This window comes from Pedobacter antarcticus, from assembly GCF_900103515.1.
GTDB classification, from domain to species: domain Bacteria; phylum Bacteroidota; class Bacteroidia; order Sphingobacteriales; family Sphingobacteriaceae; genus Pedobacter; species Pedobacter antarcticus.
The window spans coordinates 42,690-61,256 of the sequence record NZ_FNGZ01000015.1 but is presented as its reverse complement, the minus strand read 5'-3'; the positions used below and the strand labels follow the sequence as shown (position 1 = coordinate 61,256).

The window sequence follows — 18,567 nt, the reverse complement described above, 5'->3', positions numbered from 1 at the left end:
GAGAAATGAAAAAGACAATTCAAAATATAGTTAAAACCACCACAATAGTATTAATGGCCATTTTTATAACGGCCTGCGGTGGAGATAAAAAAGAAGCAGAAACAGCAAAAGCTGCCCCAGCAGAAGAAGCCCATGAGGAAAGTGAAAATTCGGTAGAAATCACTGCTTCACAATACAAAGCGATTGGTGTCACTTTAGGCTCACCGGAAATGAAATCCTTGAGCGGCCTATTGAAAGTTAACGGCTTTATAGATGTTCCGCCCCAGAATTTAGTAAGTGTGACCACTCAAATGGGAGGCATTGTAAAATCTACGCCCCTGTTGCCAGGTAGTAATGTAAACAAAGGTCAAGTGGTCGCAGTGCTGCAAAACCAGGAATATGTACAACTCCAGCAAGATTACCTGGAAAGTAAAAGCCAGCTAGAACTGGCAGATTCTGAATACAAACGTCAGCAGACATTGGCCAGTCAGAACGTTAATTCACAAAAAACTCTTCAACAGGCGAAATCCCAGTATCAGATCATCCACGCCAGGGAAAATGCATTGAAACAGCGTCTACGTCTGATCAATATCAGTGCAGGTAGCTTAACTGCTACAAACATCAGGAGCGAGATCAATATCTATGCACCCATCAGTGGCTATGTGACCAAGGTGAATGTGAACAACGGCAAATTCGTTAACCCGAATGATATCATGTTTGAAATTGTTGACAATTCCAACCTGCACGTTGAGTTAAAGGTATTTGAAAAAGATGTAGATAAGGTAAAACCTGGTCAGGGGGTAAGATTCGTACTGGCCAACGACCCCGATACCGTTCAGCAGCGCGCAGTTGTCCAGTTGGTGGGTAAAGAAATTTCATCAGACAAAACCATAACAGTACATGCGATCGCTAAGGGAAGCAAAAGCTTTATTCCAGGCACTTACCTAAAAGCCTATATAGAAGCAGGCACTACCCAGGCAATGGCTCTACCATTAGGCGCAGTGGTAGATTTTCAGAACAAGAAATACATATTTATCGCCAAGGCAGCCGGAAAAGAGGATGGACACAAAGACGGTGCAACAGAAGAAGCCGGACATGCCCACGATGCAAAGGAATCAGAAAATGAAAAGGAAGCTGAAGGTGAGTCCTTTCATTTTGAGATCATGGAAGTAATTACAGGCACCAGCGATGGCGGGTACATCCAGGTGGAATTGCCCAAAGGAATGGACCTGAAAGGTAAAGTGGTACTAACGGGAGCTTATGATTTGCTATCAAAACTTAAAAATAGCGAAGAACATGAAGGGCATTAAAGAAAGCCATATAGTTTAAATAAGCAGGATGGAATTGTGTTCGTGGCATAAGCGGACATAATTCCTTTGTATCATAATCAAAATAATGGCTGATGACTTTCAACCCATTTAAAAGCCGGTATGCGGTTCTGTACGCATTTGCTTTATTTTTTATAATTGCATCGCTGTTAATGCGGATCGTATTTACTATCCTTTCTTTCCAGGAGACTGATCTTATATTTTCAAGTGGTATCACAATACTGTTAAAGGGATCTGTTTTCGATTTTGGGGTAGTATTGTACTTCAGCTTTCTATACTCATTGTACCTGCTACTTGTACCCCAGAAATTTGTGAAATCATCTATTAATATAACAGTTAATTATGTGATTGTTTTCCTGATGATACTGGTATCGGTATTTTCGTTTTTCGCAGAATTTACTTTTTGGGGAGAGTTTGAAAGCCGTTTCAATTTCATAGCGGTCGATTATCTGGTCTACACATATGAAGTGATCAACAACATCAACGAGTCTTATCCTTTGCCTTACCTGATTGCAGGTGTTGTTACTATAACGATTATCATTTTGCTGGTCATCAAAAGTAGCGGGGCCTTTAGAAATAGCTTCGGATCTAACACGCGGTTTAAATCCAGGTTAACCTATTCGCTAAGCATATGGTTGCTAATTGCGATTTATGCTATGGCAATCGACAACAGCTGGGCAGAAAAAAGTGAAAACAGGTACCAAAATGAACTATCCAAAGCGGGCGTTTATTCCTTTTTTTCGGCTTTCAAGAACAATGAGCTCAATTACCAGCAGTTCTATTCCCTTTTACCCGATGACCGGGCTTTTGAAATTACCCGGCGACTATTAAAAACACCAGGCTCCGCTTATACAGGACCCTCGCGGTCCATACGGAAAAATGTTTCGGCAATGGAAGGCCAGCAGAGAACGCCTAATGTGGTAATGATCGTTTTGGAAAGCTTTAGTGCAGATTTTATGAAAGAATTCGGCAATGAGCAGCGAATAACGCCTGTTTTGGATTCGCTGGCAAAACAGAGCCTGTTTTTTACGAACATGTATGCGACCGGTACAAGAACTGTACGCGGCATGGAAGCATTGTCACTTGCTGTACCTCCAACTCCGGGAAACAGTATCGTACGTCGGAGAAACAATAAGCAGCTCAGCACCATTGGTAGCATTTTCGAAAGTAAAGGATATCGTTCGACGTTCTTTTACGGGGGCGATGGTTACTTTGATAACATGAACCAGTATTTTGGAAATAACGGATTCGATCTTGTGGACAGGGGCAGAAAATTGGCCATTGGAGACGATTACCAAACTGATAGACGTAGGATACCGGATAGCGAGGTAAACTTCGAAAATGCTTGGGGCATATGCGATGAGGATATATACAGCGCTGTGCTAAAGGATGCCGATGCCAAATTCTCTGCAAAGCAACCCTTTTACAACTTTATAATGACCACATCCAACCACCGTCCCTTTACCTATCCCAATGGTAAAATTGATATACCATCAGGCTTGAACCGGGATGGTGCCGTAAAGTATACAGACTATGCTATCGGTCAATTTTTGAAAAAGGCAAGGACAAAACCGTGGTTTTCTAATACCATATTTATCATAGTATCGGACCACTGTGCCAGTAGTGCCGGGAAAAATGAAATTGATGTAGCTAAATATCATATTCCTGCGATGATCTATAATCTTCCTGGTGCTGCCCCTTTCCGTGTGGAAAAGGTCTGCTCACAGATTGACCTCTATCCCACTTTATTTTCAGTATTGAACTGGTCCTACAGGAACAATAATTATGGGATTAACGTTTTGGATAGTGCCTATAAGCCCCGTGCACTGATTGCAACCTACCAGAAGCTCGGTTATATGAGAAATGACAGCCTGGTCATTTTAAGTCCGCGCAGAAAGGTCGAATCTTTTCTTTACAACAGGTCAGGCAATGAGCAACGGCCTGAGAAGGTGTCCGATCAGCTCATCAACGAAGCGATAGCTTCTTATCAGACAGCTTATTATCTATATAGCAAGGGTGGGCTAAAAAAATAGATAACAGTTTCATTTTATAATACACTTAATCCAATAACCATGAAAACAAAAAAAAATGAACTCCATGTTAAATCAGTAAAGGATGAAAAAAAACTCTCCCATAATAAGCAAGATGATGCTGCGATAGGCAAAAAAGATGCGCACCAAGAGGATGAAAGTCATGAACACGGTGGTATATTCGGAAAAAATACGGAACTTATATTTTCATTGATCTGCGGGGCTGCCCTCGGTGCTGGCTTTGGGTTGTCCCATTTCAAGGTAGCGCCTGAATGGGTAAGCCTGACACTTTACATCATCGCTTATTTCTTTGGCGGTTTCTTTACTGCTAAAGAGGCTGTTCAAACTATACTCAAAGGCGGGTTTGAAATTGATTTCCTGATGCTGGTAGCGGCCATCGGTGCTGCAATATTAGGGTCCTGGATGGAAGGCGCGTTGCTGCTGTTCCTGTTCAGCCTGGGCCATGCCCTAGAACATTATGCCATGAGCAAAGCACGAAAATCCATTGAGGCATTGACCAGCCTGGCACCACCGACCGCACTGGTAATCAGGGACGGCAGCCAACAGGAAATCCGTATTGAGGAACTAGTACTGGGAGACGTCATTGTTATTAAACCTAATAGCAAAATACCAGCAGATGGTGTGGTGATCAAGGGAGAGGGTAGCGTTAACCAGGCGCCGATCACCGGGGAAAGTGTTCCGGTAGATAAATCGCCTGTACCAGATCTACAGAAGGATTACAGTCAAGAAAAAAATATCAAACCCGAATACCGTGTATTTGCAGGTACCATTAACGGGGCCGCTGCCCTGGAGGTCAAGGTAATCAAGGAAGCCAAAGATTCAACTATTTCCCGCCTGGTAAAAATGGTCAATGAGGCGGAAAAACAAAAATCCCCAACACAGCTTTTTACAGACAAATTCGAGCGGTATTTTGTGCCCTTCGTATTGATTTTGGTGACAGTACTGTGTTTTGCTTTTTTGGTAATTGATGAGCCATTCAGCAAGAGCTTTTATAGGGCCATGGCTGTATTAGTTGCTGCCAGCCCGTGCGCACTCGCCATTTCTACACCAAGTGCAGTATTGAGCGGTGTAGCCAGAGCGGCTCGTGGGGGTGTGCTGATCAAAGGAGGAAGACCCTTGGAAGACTTGGGTTCGTTAAATGCAATTGCTTTTGATAAGACTGGTACCCTTACAGAAGGTAAACCTCAACTGACCAACGTGATCCCGCTAAATGGAACCTCTGAGGAAGCTTTGCTGCTGGTTGCAATAGCCGTAGAAAAACTGAGCGACCATCCACTTGCGGAAGCGATTGTTAACGGAGGCCTGGAAAAACTCAAAAAACAATCTTTGCCGGAGGCCAGTAAGGTAAAAGGCATTACCGGAAGGGGCGTGCAAGCAGAGGTCGACGGCAAAAAAATCCTGATCGGGAATAAGGCATTGTTTGAAAAAGACAAGGTGTCTGCTGAAATCATCAAACAGGTAGAAGATCTTGAAAAAGGAGGTCATACTTCCATGCTGGTCAAGCAAGATAAAGATTTCATCGGCATACTCTCCTTAATGGACGTACCGCGTAAAGAAGCAAAAAATGTACTCAATGAGCTGTCTGCATTGGGTATAAAGAAGATGATCATGCTCACCGGCGACAACCAACAAGTTGCCGAAGCGGTCGCCAAGCAGATTGGCATTACTGATGCCATGGGCAACCTGATGCCTGAGGATAAGGTCAAAGCTGTCCAAAAACTGGATAAATCAGAAAAAATGGTAGCTATGGTTGGAGATGGTGTAAATGATGCGCCTGCAATGGCAAAGAGTACTGTAGGTATTGCCATGGGTGCTGCAGGATCTGACGTTGCATTGGAGACGGCTGACATTGCACTTATGGGGGATAAGTTGGAAAGTTTACCCTTTGCTATTGGACTGAGCCGTAAGGCAAAGAGCATCATCAAGCAAAACTTATGGATAAGCCTTGGCGTAGTGGCGGTTCTGATTCCGCTTACCATCCTGGGGGTAACTTCAATTGGACCTGCGGTAATGGCCCATGAAGGATCAACACTGGTTGTTGTAGGTAATGCGCTTCGGCTGCTTGCCTATAAAAACAAAAATAAAACCAATAGTCCCAAACAAAATAAAACTGTTAAAGACTGATGATATTCCCCGGGCCTTGTGGCTGGCCACCGTTTTCGGTGCGGTTAACGGTGGCCAACAGGGAGTCAACTGGTTAAGACTAAGAAATATTATTATGGCAAAAGCAAGCCGTTTAAAAAGAATAGCCGATTACATCAATCAAATCGATGCGCACCATAAGTTGTATGTGTCGGTAGGAATAGCAGCAGTTTTTTTTGTGGCAACAACAGGAAAATTTACCGACCCTATTCACTACATGCTGGTGTGGCTGGTATATGTGTTCAGTACGCTGGTACTAAGCTGGATCACCATTTTAAGTTCTCATCCCGCGGAAGTAAAGCATGAGGCTCATGCACAGGATTCCAGTCGTACAGTTATTTTTTTCTTTGTTATCATAACTACTTTCGTCAGCCTTTTTGCGGTTCTATTGCTACTGAAAAAAACTTCTGGAAGACCAGATGAGGGATTTTCAATGGTTTTAGTCCCGCTTGCCTGTGTGGCAGGCTCGTGGTGGTTACTGCATACCATTTTTACGCTGCGCTATGCCCATTTGTATTACTGCAATATGGAACATAATGATGATGATGGAAAGAACATAAAGCCTGAAGGTCTGGAATTCCCAAACGAAGATGAACCTGACTATTTAGACTTTACCTACTTTTCTTTTGTGATCGGCATGACCTTCCAAGTTTCCGATGTACAGATTACCTCCAAAAGGATAAGGAGGCTGGCCTGGATGCACGGGGTCTTGGCCTTCGCATTTAATACCATCATCGTAGCCCTTAGCATCAATATTATTGCCGGGCTTATCTCGAAATAATCGGTTTCATAGATATATATTATGAAAAAGAAAAGAAATAAAAAATATAGGCCTAAATCATTTAATGATTCACCTAAAGAAGTCTTGCCACCAACACCTTTTTTAAAAAAGGCAATTAAGGTTGTTCTAATTGTGATCGCATCCATCCTGTTGATTGCTTTCATAATACTCAGGATACGTCATTATTTAGTTAAACATTGGTAATGCATTAAATAGTATGGGTAGTAATATAATTTTATTGAGCAAACAGATACCTGCTTATGTCTCTGCTATCTTCAAAGAGCACATCAAGCCGGCATTTGTCTACCATAATCTGGAGCATACCAGTCGGGTGGTAGAAAGGGCCGTGGAAATTGCAGCCTACTACCACCTTTCCGAAACTGATCGTTCCATTCTTCTTGCAGCTGCCTGGTTCCATGACATGGGACAGCTTTTTACAACTCCGGAAAACCATGAACGACAAAGTGTTATCATGATGGAAGATTTTCTGGTTGGACATGATGTCGAGCAGTCTATTATCGAAAACATTAGTGGCTGCATAAGGGCTACCAAAATCCCTCACCAACCAAATACCCTTCTACAGGAGATTCTATGTGATGCAGATACTTATAACCTGGGCACTGAAGAATTTTTGATCACAGATGAACAGTTGAAAGAAGAGTGGCGACTACTAGGCATAGGGGTCAGTGCGGAATGGAACAAAATTACCCTTGAATTTCTCAAACGCCATTGCTTTTTTACTACTTATTGCAAAAGCAAACTACAAAAGGGCAAACAGGTCAATATAGATATATTATCAAAGCGCATCGAAAGCGAAAATAATCACAAAACATTATGAAATGGACACTGGAAAACTTTCCATTGGAAATGGGTGAGCTTGAACCCCATGTAAAGGAAAAAGCGATTGAGATCGCTAACGAATTAAAAAAAGAAGGGCAGATCAAAGAGCTGTCCATTGTAGACGAGGCCATCAAGAGGGCACAAGAATGGTTTTTAAATATGGAGGGTTAATAGATGGATGTTGAAAAAGAATTTACAATCGTTTTAAAATTATTTGTTGCCCTTGTTCTAGGTGCTTTTATTGGCCTTGACCGGGAAAAGCATGGAAGCAGCGCTGGAATTAGGACCTATGCAGCGGTTTGTTTGGGCGCTACGCTATTTACTGCTATCGGTGAACATCTTCAGGATATTGCCGCCGCTTCCCGAATTATCGCCAATATCCTGGTAGGCATCGGTTTTTTGGGTGCGGGCATTATCTACAAAAATGATAGAGCGAACAGTTCCCAGGGATTGACAACGGCCGCAACCATATGGTGTACCGCAGGTATCGGTGTAGCCGTTGGCTTGGACATGCTAATCATCGCGGCTGCTGCTGCTGCTGCCATCTATTTCCTGCTTAGCCTCCATCATCACAAATGGTACCTAAGATGGAAGACCAAAATGCAGAAAGCGCATAAAATTGAAAACACCGACGAATGATAACACTAAGGCATTATTGTCTATGCTTTATGACAACACTTACCGCTTTCCCTTTTTACCATTTGAAATTACATAAATGAAAAGCCTCCTTCGACATTTCTTATACCTACTGCCAATATTGTTTACGACGAGCACCTTTGCCCGGCAGGGCGTAAACACTAAACCTGTACACCCTGATACTTCATTCATAAAAGCTAAAGTGTCTCTTCGGGAGTTAGATAACCCTTTTCCACTAAGAGCTCTCATCATTTCCGGGGCAGCTCTGACTTATGGCTTTGTAAAATTGAATAACAATGCCCTCACCCGGCTTGACCAGGAAGCCAGACATGAATTCTACAGTGAACATCCCCACCGCCAGTTTATAGTAGATGATTATCTGCAATTCGCCCCAGGAGCAGCAGTCTTTGCTTTGAATGGGTTTTCTGTTAAAGGAAAAAATAGCATGATTGACCAGACCGGCATTTATTTGCTATCCAATATCTTTCTAAATGCTACGACCCAAAGTCTTAAGCGGATCACGGCTGTGACAAGGCCTGACGGTACGCCAAATGCTTTTCCCTCCGGCCATGCTGCCGAAGCATTTGCTTCAGCAGAGTTTCTTCGCCAGGAATATGGGAACCAATCGGCCTGGTATACGGTTTCAGGTTACACGGCTGCTACTGCTGTTGCTGTTTTGAGAATGTATAATAACCGACACTGGCTTAGCGATGTCATAGCCGGCGCTGGTCTTGGCGTTTTGTCAACTCGGGCTTCATATTGGTTATATCCAAAAATCAAAAGGACGTTATCCGGAAAATCAGGGAAGCCTACATTGATCTCGCCGGTCTTTAATATTGGCACTATTGGGTTCGGAATGGTAAAATCCTTTTAACAGGAAAAGATTTGATAAAAAACAACCTAGTCCAAGCGGCCGGACAAGCAATGTGCGATGGTGGTCTAGTGCAAATCGGACTCGTTACACTTTCCTGTATTTCGGTTCTTAAACATTATCAGCTTGAAAGCGTGGACTGGTCGCAAAAAGATATCTATAAACATTTCAGATAAACAATGCAAATACAATTGGACTATAATACCAGCAAAATTTGTGATATTTATAATTTAGTTGATTACTAAAAAATTATAATTAAAAATGACATTATGAAAGACTGCTGCGAAAACAAGGATATTATGGTAGTTGCACCGACAAATAAAATTGGTGCAACTGCTCCGGTTAAAAAGGCCGAAACCGAAGAGCTTCAAAGTGAAGAAGATAGCCATACAGACCATGATCACGGAACGAGGAGCAGCGATAAGCCACAGTGGTCCCAACATCTTGGACTGCTCGCAGGCCTGGCGATACTGAGCTGCGTTCTTGTAATGGACTATGGATTTGGCATCAAGCTTTCAAAATGGATTTCATTAACTGTAAATAGTATTGCCTATCTCCTTGCGGGTTGGGGAGTACTTGTTTTGGCATTCCGAAAAGCGATAAGGGGCGATATCTTTAATGAGTTCGTATTAATGAGTGTGGCAACCCTAGGGGCATTCTATATAGGGGAATATTCTGAAGGTGTTGCTGTGATGGTATTTTATTCAATTGGTGAATGGTTTCAGGATGCAGCTGTAGACCGTGCCAAGGCAAGCATAAAGGCCCTGCTGGATATTAGACCCGATAAGGTCACCATAATTCAAGATGGAAAAACTGTACTTATTGGCTCAGCTGAGGTGAAAATAAATGATGTCATACAGGTGAAAGCTGGAGAAAAAGTGGGATTGGACGGAGAACTTCAGTCAGAAAAAGCATCCTTTAATACCGCTGCATTAACTGGAGAAAGCCGTCCTGATAGTAAATATAAAGGTGATGCCGTCCTTGCAGGCATGATCAATTTGAATACCGTTTCAGAGATCAAGGTTACTTCACTCTTTAAGAACAGTAAACTCAGCAGAATATTGGAAATGGTACAGGAGGCATCCTCAAGGAAGTCGCAGACGCAGCTTTTTATTTCCAAATTCGCAAAGATATATACACCCATAGTTTTCTTTTTAGCACTGGCTCTTGCGCTGGCCCCCTATTTTTTTGTTGAAAACTATGTGTTTAATGAGTGGCTTTATCGAGCACTGGTATTCCTTGTGATCAGCTGTCCATGCGCACTTGTAGTATCTATTCCTTTAGGATATTTCGGGGGAATCGGCCTGGCTTCAAGAAACGGAATTTTGTTTAAGGGAGGTAACTTTTTGGACGTGATGACAAAGATTGACACCATAGTAATGGATAAAACAGGAACATTGACAAAAGGTGTATTCAAGGTGCAAAAAATAGTGCCTTCAGGCCTTTCCGAAAAAGAATTGATAAGACTGGCTGCAATTCTGGAAAAAAACTCAACGCATCCAGTTGGTCAGGCAATTATTGAATACTCAGGAAATGATGCCAATAGTGGGTCTGCAACAGCCGTTGAAGAAATCTCTGGACATGGATTAACAGGGAGTGTGGATGGAAAGAGAGTATTAGCTGGTAATCTTAAACTGCTGAAAAAATATAAAATTGACTTCCCGAAAGAAATAGCGAAAGTCATAGATACAATAGTCGTTATCGCAGTAGATGAAAAATATGCCGGCTATATAACTATAGCAGATGAAATAAAAGAAGATGCAGCTGAAGGCATCAGGCAAATGCACGACTTAAATATCAAAACAGTTATGCTATCAGGCGATAAGCAATCTGTAGTAGATCAGGTTTCGGAGAAACTTGGTATAGACGATGCCTTTGGAGACCTTTTACCAGAAGGCAAGGTGGAACAGGTCGAGGATTTGATAAAGCAAGGAAGGCACATAGCCTTTGTTGGTGATGGAGTAAATGATGCACCTGTCATTGCGCTTGCTGATGCAGGAATTGCAATGGGAGGGCTTGGTAGCGATGCCGCCATTGAAACGGCTGATATCGTTATACAAAATGATCAGATTGTAAAGATTGTCTCAGCTTTAAAAATTGGTAGGCTAACCCGTAATATTGTCTGGCAGAACATTATTTTAGCAATGACAGTTAAGATTGCTGTGCTGTCATTGGGTGCATTTGGAGTTGCAAATCTTTGGGAAGCTGTGATAGCTGATGTAGGTGTTGCTTTTCTGGCTATTTTAAATGCGGTTAGGATACAGCGAAAAAAGATTTGATCTAAGTTACATATCAAAAACAATATGACTCTTAGGTAGGCCTTGGAGGCCTATATAATTCTACAAACTCATCGTGAAGACTTGATGAGGCGCTTTTATTAGTACTTCTAATGTTAATATTTCCTAGGTGATTCAATTAATGATCAATTATGGCAATAGAATAAGATTTAAGTTACATAAAAACGTTCGTTTTACTGTAATCTCCCGTAACCGATGAAATGTCGGTTTTTTTATCCTTTATGTATTACAAAAAACTATTACACAAAATGATTACACCTAATAATTTTATTGATACCTTTAAATGTAAAGATTATGAAGACCCAAAATGATTATGCAGCATTAATTGCAGAAGCTGCAAGGCTAAAATCTGAAATACCGTTACTTGACTACTTTTTTAAATTGGAGAGCATGGGCACGTTGAGGTATGACGGTAAGAAAGGCAAAGAGTACTTTTTTGGTTTCGAGCATCAAAAGACAGGTTCTATTAGTATTAAGGATAAGGACAACCTTTGGTATGATCATGCTTTGGGTGAAGGGGGCGACATTATCAAAGCAGTACAGAAATTTGAGAACAAAACTTTTGTTGAGGCAATAAAGCGTCTATCAAACAATAGCGATATTATCGCAGACGGGTACCAGGCTTTTTATAAAAAGAACGGGGAAACCGAATATAACATTGAAATAAAAAAGGTTCTTGACAAAGTGCAGCACCCGGCACTAATTAGTTACCTGCAAAGTCGAGGCTTAGAACTTAAAGATGTTGCAGGGGTGGCAAAAGAAGTTCACTGGTCAAATGGTGATGATAAATTTTTCGCCATAGGTTTTCTAAATGCAAATAACGGTTATGCCGTGCGATCAAAAGTGTATAAGGGCAATCTGAACGGTGGCGGTATATCTACTTATACCATTAGAAATAACCCGCAGAGCATAAAGGTATTTGAGGGGTCTATGGATTTTGCCAGTTACAGGCATTTGTTTCCTGATGAAAGCTATTTTGCAATTTTGCTTAATGGAACGGGAAATTTAACTAAGGTGCTTTGTGAAAAGATCAATTCCAAGTCGATAGAAAAAAGCATACCTGTACATTTGTATTTTGATAATGGCCGTGATGGGGTAGGAGGCAAACACGCTACAAAAAAAGCAACCGATTTGATAGCGAATGCCGTTGATAAAAGTTCTTTTTATGCTGAAAAGGGGCTTAATGATATTAATGATTTTTTAGTCGATCAGCAGACAGCAAACTATAATATAAAAAGGTGATGGATGTGGAAGTTTACTTGGCCTTAAATGGCTATGGGAATTATCACCCAGTACATGAACCAACGGTTACCGATTTGATTTTGGTACTTGTTATTGGTGTTGCTCTAAATTTGGTTTTGGTAATGGTACTGCAAAAATGGCTCGATGATGAATTGGAAGAATTAAGGCAGTCATATAAGCGCATAAAGTAATATACTATGGTTTTTGGGTATAAACGGGTTTCAAAGAAAGATCAAAACTTGCACCTTCAAGACGATGCTTTAAATAAATATCAGTGCGATAAAGTATATTTTGAAAAGGAAAGCGGGGTTAAATTCAGAAAGGAATGGGATACATTATATTCACAGCTTAGAAGCGGTGATACCGTTATCGTTTGGAAAATTGACAGGTTGGGCCGTACAGCATGGGAACTTATAAAACTTATGACTGAATTTAAGGAAAGGGATATTCGGTTTATCTCAACAAGTGAGGGTATTGATACCTCTACGCCAATGGGAAAAATTTGGTTTAGCTTAAACGCCATTCTTTCCGAAAACGAAAGGAGCGTTCAAATCGAACGAACAATGGCGGGATTGCAAGCAGCAAAAGAAAGGGGCAGGGTAGGAGGCCGACCCAAAGGTTTAACGCCTGATGCCGAGCTTAAAATGAAAGCAGTAAAAAAACTATACGCTGCAAATGTTAGTATTGCCGAGATTAGAAAAACCCTGGATATTAAAAGCAACAGCACGGTATATAAGTACATTAATTATTAAATGCTATCATACATAGGCCGGAGCATCGGCAGATCAGGACAGGCCACCGTAAATACTGATAGCAAAAAAACGAGCTGCAGCCAGGCGCCGGCTTTAGTTTTGCTATCATTAAGCATTCCTGGAGATCTTCCGGAAGAAAGTTTATGATAGCACTTTAGTTCTCAGGAGAAAGTCCGGGTTTAACTTTTTGATAGTATTTTTGATTGGCCGCCCGGTTGATCATTTATCTTTTTGATAGCAATCTCTTATTAAGATAGTCAATAATAGCCTGGGGCATTTGTCTTGGGTAAAGAATTTCATTCGCATAGCCCGATGCAATAACACTTTCAGGCATGCTGTCGCTATCAGCCGAGATAGGTATTTGTGCAATAATATATCCCCCGCTTTTTGCAATAGCCTTAGCTCCTTTTGTACCATCTTCGCCCATGCCCGATAAGATAATTGCAATCGTTTTAAATATGGTATCTTTAGATAAGGAATTGAAAAACATATCAATGGCCATATTTACCCTGATAGATAAGTCCCTTTTTATCAAGACCAATTGTCCATTAAGTATAGACATAGTTTTATTTTCGGGCATTACATACACCGTGTTGGGTTTTATTTCCATATCATTTTCCACTTCACAAACTTCAAGGGCACTATGCTTTTGTATAATTTCGGTCAACATGCTTTTTTGATGTGGATACAAATGGGTAGTAATAACATATGAAACGGCATCGGGCAGCGTATTATCAAAAAATTCCGACAAAGCGGATATTCCCCCTGCTGATGCGCCCAAAGCAATGATGTATTTCTCTTTCATATCATCACAAGCTACATAATATAATCCAAAGTCTAACTGATAGTATAGAAGTGGTATTACGTTGTTACAGATGGGAAAAGTAGGTTTTTAAATAGTGACCGTTGTTTTGCCTATCTTTAAAAAAAACGAAAATGGGCTGAATGATAGTTGTACAAGAAACAGACGAGGCAATTTTAGATGTTCTTACAACCGCTTTAGAGCTTGAAGACTTTAAAGTTATATCTCTCCTTAATTACGAGCATGATTTTTTGAAGTTGATAAATGAGGCCAAGCCCCATGTGGTTATGCTCGATTATGCTTTCGATGGAAAGCAATGCATAAAAATTTGTCAAGCTATTCATGAGAAATATCCTCATTTGCCAGTATTAGCTTTAAGCTGCAATAACAATATAAACGAGGAATATAGCAAATACGGCTTTGATGATTACATTAAAAAGCCTTTTGATCTTGACCTGCTTTATTCAGTTCTTAGAAAGTACGTCCCCAAGCAGAAAAAATAAGGCCCCAATTATCTTATATTAGTGACGTTATGGTCTTGTAGCCACTTTTTGAATAACTCTTTATTTTCCGGTGTATAATGAACAATATTTCCGTCTTTTAACATGATTGTAAAAATGTCACCTGCTGCAATAAATTTTGAAAGCATATCGGGTGCATAGTCAAAGCCAGTAAAATATTCTTTATGTGGGTCTATCATTTAGTAGCGTTAATAATAAAACTTATAATTCTATATAAAACTTCGTGCCCTTTCCTTCAAAACTTTTAAAATAAATGTTTCCCTCGTGCTGCTCAATACATTGTTTGGTGAAGCACAGTCCTAATCCAGTAGATGCTTCACCATTTGTGCCCTTGCGTTGTGCGATGGTGAATTTCTTAAAAATCTCCGGCTGTAGGTTGATTGGGATACCAATACCTGAATCAACTATTTTAAGAATGAATTTCTCACCTTCAATCTTGGTTGAAACCTTTATATCGCTGTTTGGATAGGAAAACTTTACCGCATTTGAGAATACATTTTGGATAGCTCTTTTAAGTTGATTTCTGTCTATCTCCCTAAAAATTTCGCTTGCACAAAAGTCAGTTGTTACCTTAATTTGTTTAAGCAGGGATAGACCTAATTGTTCAATAATACATTGCTTATAAAAAGAATTTAATTCAGTGCTACTCTTGTGTAGTGGTCTGTTTTCATCCATTTCAACAAAAAGTAGATCATCCAGGATATCTAAGGCATGCTTGCAAGAAAAAGTACACAATTGTATCAGTTCCTGGTTTTCTTTATCATCCAATGCAACTTCCAATATATTTGTTAATCCGTATATATTGCTAACGGGGTTTCTTAAGTCGTGGATAGCCCTTTGGTAGTCCTGTTGTTTTTCATTCAAGAGCAGCGCCAGGCGTTCAGTAATATTTAGTAATGATATTACACCGATGAAATTATTATCCTCGTATACCGGAAGAAAATCAGATTGCGAATTTTTCATAATCGCCAAAACTTCAAGTATGGTTTGATCAGAATGAATTTGAGGCTTTGAGTAATCAATATCAATTACCGCTCGACTGTCAGGGTTTGAGTGGATGTCCTTAAGCGTAACTATTCCGATAATTTTTAAATCTTCATCCATAACAGCAAGATATTCAAATTCTCTTAGCCAAATGGATATATCCCTTGTATCTTCTAAAACGGATGCGCTTTTGTAGTTACGGTCAATAAGATTATTTATTTTCATAGTATGATTTAGGCACTCAAAAAATAATGGCGCAGGCAAAACTTGTTTGTTTTAGAGGTACTGGTATACCTGAACACGAAAACAAGCAAGCCCACACCATTGGCATGAGCGCTGTACTTATTCTCGTGTTCTTAAAAATTACCAGTTTTCTAAAACGAGCCGCATAACGCAATATCACAAAAATCTTTTCTCTTACTTCCACCCCTGGGGCAGATGTAACATGCTCAAAAATATATATTAAAGTTGATAACTGGTAATATTGACACCAAGCAAAGCCCTTAGAATGAAAATTTTATGCGCAGGCGTTAAAATTTACAGAAAAGTAACTTCCACAAAAACAGCACAAAACGCCAACGTTCCCGCCTAAGAGCAGGCGGTTTAAATGCTAATATAATTAGTATTTGCTACATTTGATTTATGGAAAATCATGTATTAGTGTCAAAGGAATGTTTAGCCGAATATAAGGATGGCGAGATCGGCTATTTTATTGCGCCCGAAATAGCATGTGGTTTTCCCTCACCCGCTACAGATAGCCTTGAAGTCAGATTATCAATTACTGATTTTTTTACCAGTAACCCTACGGCTACTTTTTTCGGCAGGGCAGTAGGCACCTCATTAGAGGGAATTGGTATTTCGGATGGTGATATACTGGTTATTGACAGATCGCTTCGACCCATGAGTAACGATATTATTGTTATGACCTATGACGGTGGATTTACGGCCAAGAAAGTTTTTCAGAATGGCAAGCAGGTTTTTTTGATATCTGAAAATCCAAATTACCCACCGTTAGAAGTGACCGACCCTGATAATTTGGTTGTGTGGGGCGTGGTAAGTAAGGTAATTAAAGACCCTCGATCTGGTATTAAAAATAGATACGGACATATAAGAAAGGTTATATGATTGTTCATGCGGATTGTGATGCTTTCTATGTTTCGTGTGAACGTGTATTTAACCCTTCGCTGGTCGGCAAGCCTGTTGTTATACTAAGTAATGGCGATCATACTATTGTAGCTTTAAGTAAAGAAGCAAAAGCCCTGGGCATTAAAAGAGGTGATAACATTAAAAAAACCATGATGCTCTACGGGCAGTATGGCGTGGTTCCCTTATCTTCTAATTATACTCTTTATGGTGATATGAGCAGTCGGGTTATGGAAGTATTCGGAGCTTATACCCCTGATATGGAGTTTTACTCTATTGATGAAGCTTTCGCCAATTTGTACAGTCATAAGTATGTTGATATTGATAATTATGTCATGGATGCTAAAAAGAGAATACTTCAATATACTGGTATTCCTGTCAGTATCGGAATCGGCCAAACTAAAGCTTTAGCAAAGACAGCTACTAAATATGCCAAAAAGGAAACAGATAACGGCTTCTACCGGATAAAAAATGACGACGATAGAATTAGGCTATTAAAATGGTTACCCGTAGGGGATGTTTGGGGGATAGGTGGCAAGTACAATGAAAAACTATTGGCAATGGGCATCCAATCGGCATACGATTTTTCTATGATGCCTGGTGACAGAGTAAATGAATTGATGACAATTGTAGGGTATAGGCTATGGTGCGAACTTAACGGCAAAGAGAAAATTGCTTTTGAATATGAAGTCCCAAATAAAAAAGGAATAGGGAGCGCAAAAGGATTTGGAATAAAAGTAACCGAACAAATTGAATTGCAGGAAGCAATGGAAGTTTATTTATCCCGGTGTTGCGATAAACTACGAGGGCAAAATTTAGCCTGTAAGCAGATTTATGTTTTCATTCAAACGAACCCATTTGCTACAGACGAACCGCAATACTATAAAGGCATAGAAGTAGAGTTACCCGTTGCTACTTACCATACCCACATTTTGAAAGAGGAAGCAAATAAGCTATTAAAGAAAATTTACCGAAAAGGATTTAATTATAAAAGAATAGGCGTTTTTCTCTCCCGTTTAGTGCCTATTGGCGCAATACAGAGTAACCTTTTTGATAATCCAAACACAGAACGGAATGCAAAGTTAACAGCAGTTTTAGATGCTATGAATAACCGTTATGGCCGTGATAAGCTACGATTTGCATCAATGGGTTATAAGCATGACTGGAAGGCCCGAGCGGAAAAGCTTTCGCTTCACTTTACAACTGATAAGGATGATATTATAGTCATTCAATAGAATGCTAAATCTTGTATCTTAGTAGAACATGACCAATAACGAGCGCATAACCCATTTCTTAAGAGAGGAATCAGGAAAAGGAAACTTGATAACCTTAAACAAAGGAGTAAGTAACGATTTTAGAAAAGTTGTATATATGGCATATTCCGAAGGATTATTAGAACGTACCCCTGGACAAGGCGCTTACCGCTTTACAAAGAAAGCCTTTGATATCATTGATGATGGAATTACCTATGACGAGTATTTAAAAACAGTAAATAATGTCAAGCCTTGGTGGTATGTGTGGGGTAAAAACTTTTTAAAGTATATCGTTCCAAATCTGGTATCAGCACTGTTGGGCTATTGGTTAGCCAAACAAAAGTATTTTTAACATAAACCCACTTAAATGTATGAAAGAATTAGATGATATAATTGTAAAAATTAAACAAGTGTTAGATGCTAAAGAACAGGAAATTGAAACGGCAACTTCTGCAAGTACTTATGCTCACAGTGCTTTGGAGAACCGTAAACTTGAAGTGGCACTATTTGAAAATAGCGCTAGGCATGTAACAACAGACCCAACCCAAAAGATCAACATAATAGCAAACTTTGAGAAGGATGCAAAACGATTGATTGATGATATTAATAAAATTGAGGTATAAAATAAAAAGCCCGATATCCCTTGCGGAATCAGGCTTTTAACCTAAACCTTATCACAAAGTAAGCAGAACGCTTACTGTAGGGTTGCAATGTAACTATTAAAATAATGCCGTCAAAGTTTGGCCGGAGCATCCGGAGGTCAGGGCACCGCCACCAATTAAATGATAGCATTCTTTTAAACCGAATCCAAGATCCTTAGCTCTTTTTGATAGCATTTTGTTTTCCAGGATATCACTTGAAACAAAGGTTTGATAGAATCACCCTATTTGAATTTTTAAAATAAACGCTTATATAATGGTATATTTGCAGATTTATTAAATCAGC

General features: G+C 40.1%; 20 protein-coding genes. 17 read left to right on the top strand and 3 right to left on the bottom strand.

Going from position 1 to position 18,567, the window contains the following annotated elements:
* Positions 1–5 precede the first annotated feature (5 nt).
* The 12 genes from BLR53_RS18860 (at position 6) to BLR53_RS18810 (ending at position 12,919) form a co-directional block, all read left to right on the top strand.
* Positions 6–1,289, top strand: coding sequence for an efflux RND transporter periplasmic adaptor subunit (locus BLR53_RS18860; protein ID WP_074591774.1), 1,284 nt, complete (start codon positions 6–8; stop codon positions 1,287–1,289).
* 92 nt (positions 1,290–1,381) lie between these two features.
* Positions 1,382–3,340, top strand: a complete 1,959-nt coding sequence (locus BLR53_RS18855; RefSeq protein ID WP_074591773.1) for an LTA synthase family protein — start codon at positions 1,382–1,384, stop codon at positions 3,338–3,340.
* A 39-nt stretch (positions 3,341–3,379) separates the two neighbouring features.
* A complete protein-coding gene (locus tag BLR53_RS18850; protein ID WP_074591772.1) occupies positions 3,380–5,482 on the top strand; it encodes a heavy metal translocating P-type ATPase in 2,103 nt (700 codons plus the stop codon).
* 94 nt (positions 5,483–5,576) lie between these two features.
* Positions 5,577–6,281 carry a DUF1345 domain-containing protein gene (locus BLR53_RS18845; RefSeq protein ID WP_074591787.1) on the top strand — a complete coding sequence of 235 codons (705 nt, stop codon included), beginning with the start codon at positions 5,577–5,579 and terminating at the stop codon, positions 6,279–6,281.
* 217 nt (positions 6,282–6,498) lie between these two features.
* Entirely contained in the window at positions 6,499–7,119 is a 621-nt protein-coding gene (locus BLR53_RS18840) for an HD domain-containing protein (RefSeq protein ID WP_074591771.1), read from the top strand.
* Positions 7,116–7,292, top strand: a complete 177-nt coding sequence (locus tag BLR53_RS20010; protein WP_176763564.1) for a DUF2188 domain-containing protein — start codon at positions 7,116–7,118, stop codon at positions 7,290–7,292. Before BLR53_RS18840 ends, BLR53_RS20010 begins: the two co-directional genes overlap by 4 nt.
* Positions 7,293–7,295: 3 nt before the next feature.
* Complete coding sequence (locus BLR53_RS18835) at positions 7,296–7,760, top strand: MgtC/SapB family protein (RefSeq protein WP_074591770.1); 465 nt, start codon at positions 7,296–7,298, stop codon at positions 7,758–7,760.
* A 76-nt stretch (positions 7,761–7,836) separates the two neighbouring features.
* The gene (locus BLR53_RS18830) at positions 7,837–8,631 is read left to right on the top strand and encodes a phosphatase PAP2 family protein (RefSeq protein ID WP_074591769.1); all 795 of its coding nucleotides are present in this window, start codon (positions 7,837–7,839) and stop codon (positions 8,629–8,631) included.
* Positions 8,632–8,897: 266 nt separating this feature from the next.
* On the top strand, positions 8,898–10,907 hold the full coding sequence (locus tag BLR53_RS18825; protein ID WP_244889576.1) for a heavy metal translocating P-type ATPase: 2,010 nt from the start codon (positions 8,898–8,900) through the stop codon (positions 10,905–10,907).
* A 312-nt stretch (positions 10,908–11,219) separates the two neighbouring features.
* Positions 11,220–12,167, top strand: coding sequence for a CHC2 zinc finger domain-containing protein (locus tag BLR53_RS18820; RefSeq protein WP_074591768.1), 948 nt, complete (start codon positions 11,220–11,222; stop codon positions 12,165–12,167).
* The gene (locus tag BLR53_RS18815; RefSeq protein ID WP_074591767.1) at positions 12,167–12,358 is read left to right on the top strand and encodes a hypothetical protein; all 192 of its coding nucleotides are present in this window, start codon (positions 12,167–12,169) and stop codon (positions 12,356–12,358) included. Before BLR53_RS18820 ends, BLR53_RS18815 begins: the two co-directional genes overlap by 1 nt.
* 6 nt (positions 12,359–12,364) lie before the next feature.
* Positions 12,365–12,919 carry a recombinase family protein gene (locus BLR53_RS18810; RefSeq protein ID WP_074591766.1) on the top strand — a complete coding sequence of 185 codons (555 nt, stop codon included), beginning with the start codon at positions 12,365–12,367 and terminating at the stop codon, positions 12,917–12,919.
* A 223-nt stretch (positions 12,920–13,142) separates the two neighbouring features.
* Here the strand turns inward: BLR53_RS18810 and BLR53_RS18805 are convergent, their stop codons facing one another.
* Entirely contained in the window at positions 13,143–13,724 is a 582-nt protein-coding gene (locus tag BLR53_RS18805) for a chemotaxis protein CheB (protein WP_074591765.1), read from the bottom strand.
* Between the two features lie 140 nt (positions 13,725–13,864).
* Between BLR53_RS18805 and BLR53_RS18800 the strand changes: the two genes are divergently transcribed.
* Positions 13,865–14,224: a response regulator gene (locus BLR53_RS18800; protein ID WP_074591764.1), complete on the top strand. Its 360-nt coding sequence runs from the start codon at positions 13,865–13,867 to the stop codon at positions 14,222–14,224.
* 8 nt (positions 14,225–14,232) lie between these two features.
* Here BLR53_RS18800 and BLR53_RS18795 read toward each other — a convergent pair whose 3' ends face one another.
* Together BLR53_RS18795 and BLR53_RS18790 are read right to left on the bottom strand one after the other, a co-directional pair.
* Positions 14,233–14,421: a hypothetical protein gene (locus tag BLR53_RS18795; RefSeq protein ID WP_074591763.1), complete on the bottom strand. Its 189-nt coding sequence runs from the start codon at positions 14,419–14,421 to the stop codon at positions 14,233–14,235.
* Positions 14,422–14,443: 22 nt separating this feature from the next.
* Positions 14,444–15,451 (bottom strand): ATP-binding protein, encoded by a 1,008-nt coding sequence (locus tag BLR53_RS18790; RefSeq protein ID WP_074591762.1) that lies wholly within the window; start codon positions 15,449–15,451, stop codon positions 14,444–14,446.
* A 417-nt stretch (positions 15,452–15,868) separates the two neighbouring features.
* On the opposite strand from BLR53_RS18790, the gene BLR53_RS18785 reads away from it, so the two are divergent.
* Genes BLR53_RS18785 through BLR53_RS18770 form a run of 4 tightly spaced genes read left to right on the top strand, consistent with a single transcriptional unit; the run spans position 15,869 to position 18,245 of the window.
* Positions 15,869–16,351, top strand: coding sequence for a LexA family protein (locus BLR53_RS18785; protein ID WP_083332139.1), 483 nt, complete (start codon positions 15,869–15,871; stop codon positions 16,349–16,351).
* Entirely contained in the window at positions 16,348–17,604 is a 1,257-nt protein-coding gene (locus tag BLR53_RS18780; RefSeq protein ID WP_074591761.1) for a Y-family DNA polymerase, read from the top strand. The genes BLR53_RS18785 and BLR53_RS18780 overlap by 4 nt, the downstream gene beginning before the upstream one ends.
* Before the next feature lie 28 nt (positions 17,605–17,632).
* Positions 17,633–17,974: a hypothetical protein gene (locus BLR53_RS18775; RefSeq protein ID WP_074591760.1), complete on the top strand. Its 342-nt coding sequence runs from the start codon at positions 17,633–17,635 to the stop codon at positions 17,972–17,974.
* 19 nt (positions 17,975–17,993) lie between these two features.
* Positions 17,994–18,245: a hypothetical protein gene (locus BLR53_RS18770; RefSeq protein ID WP_074591759.1), complete on the top strand. Its 252-nt coding sequence runs from the start codon at positions 17,994–17,996 to the stop codon at positions 18,243–18,245.
* Positions 18,246–18,567: the final 322 nt, after the last annotated feature.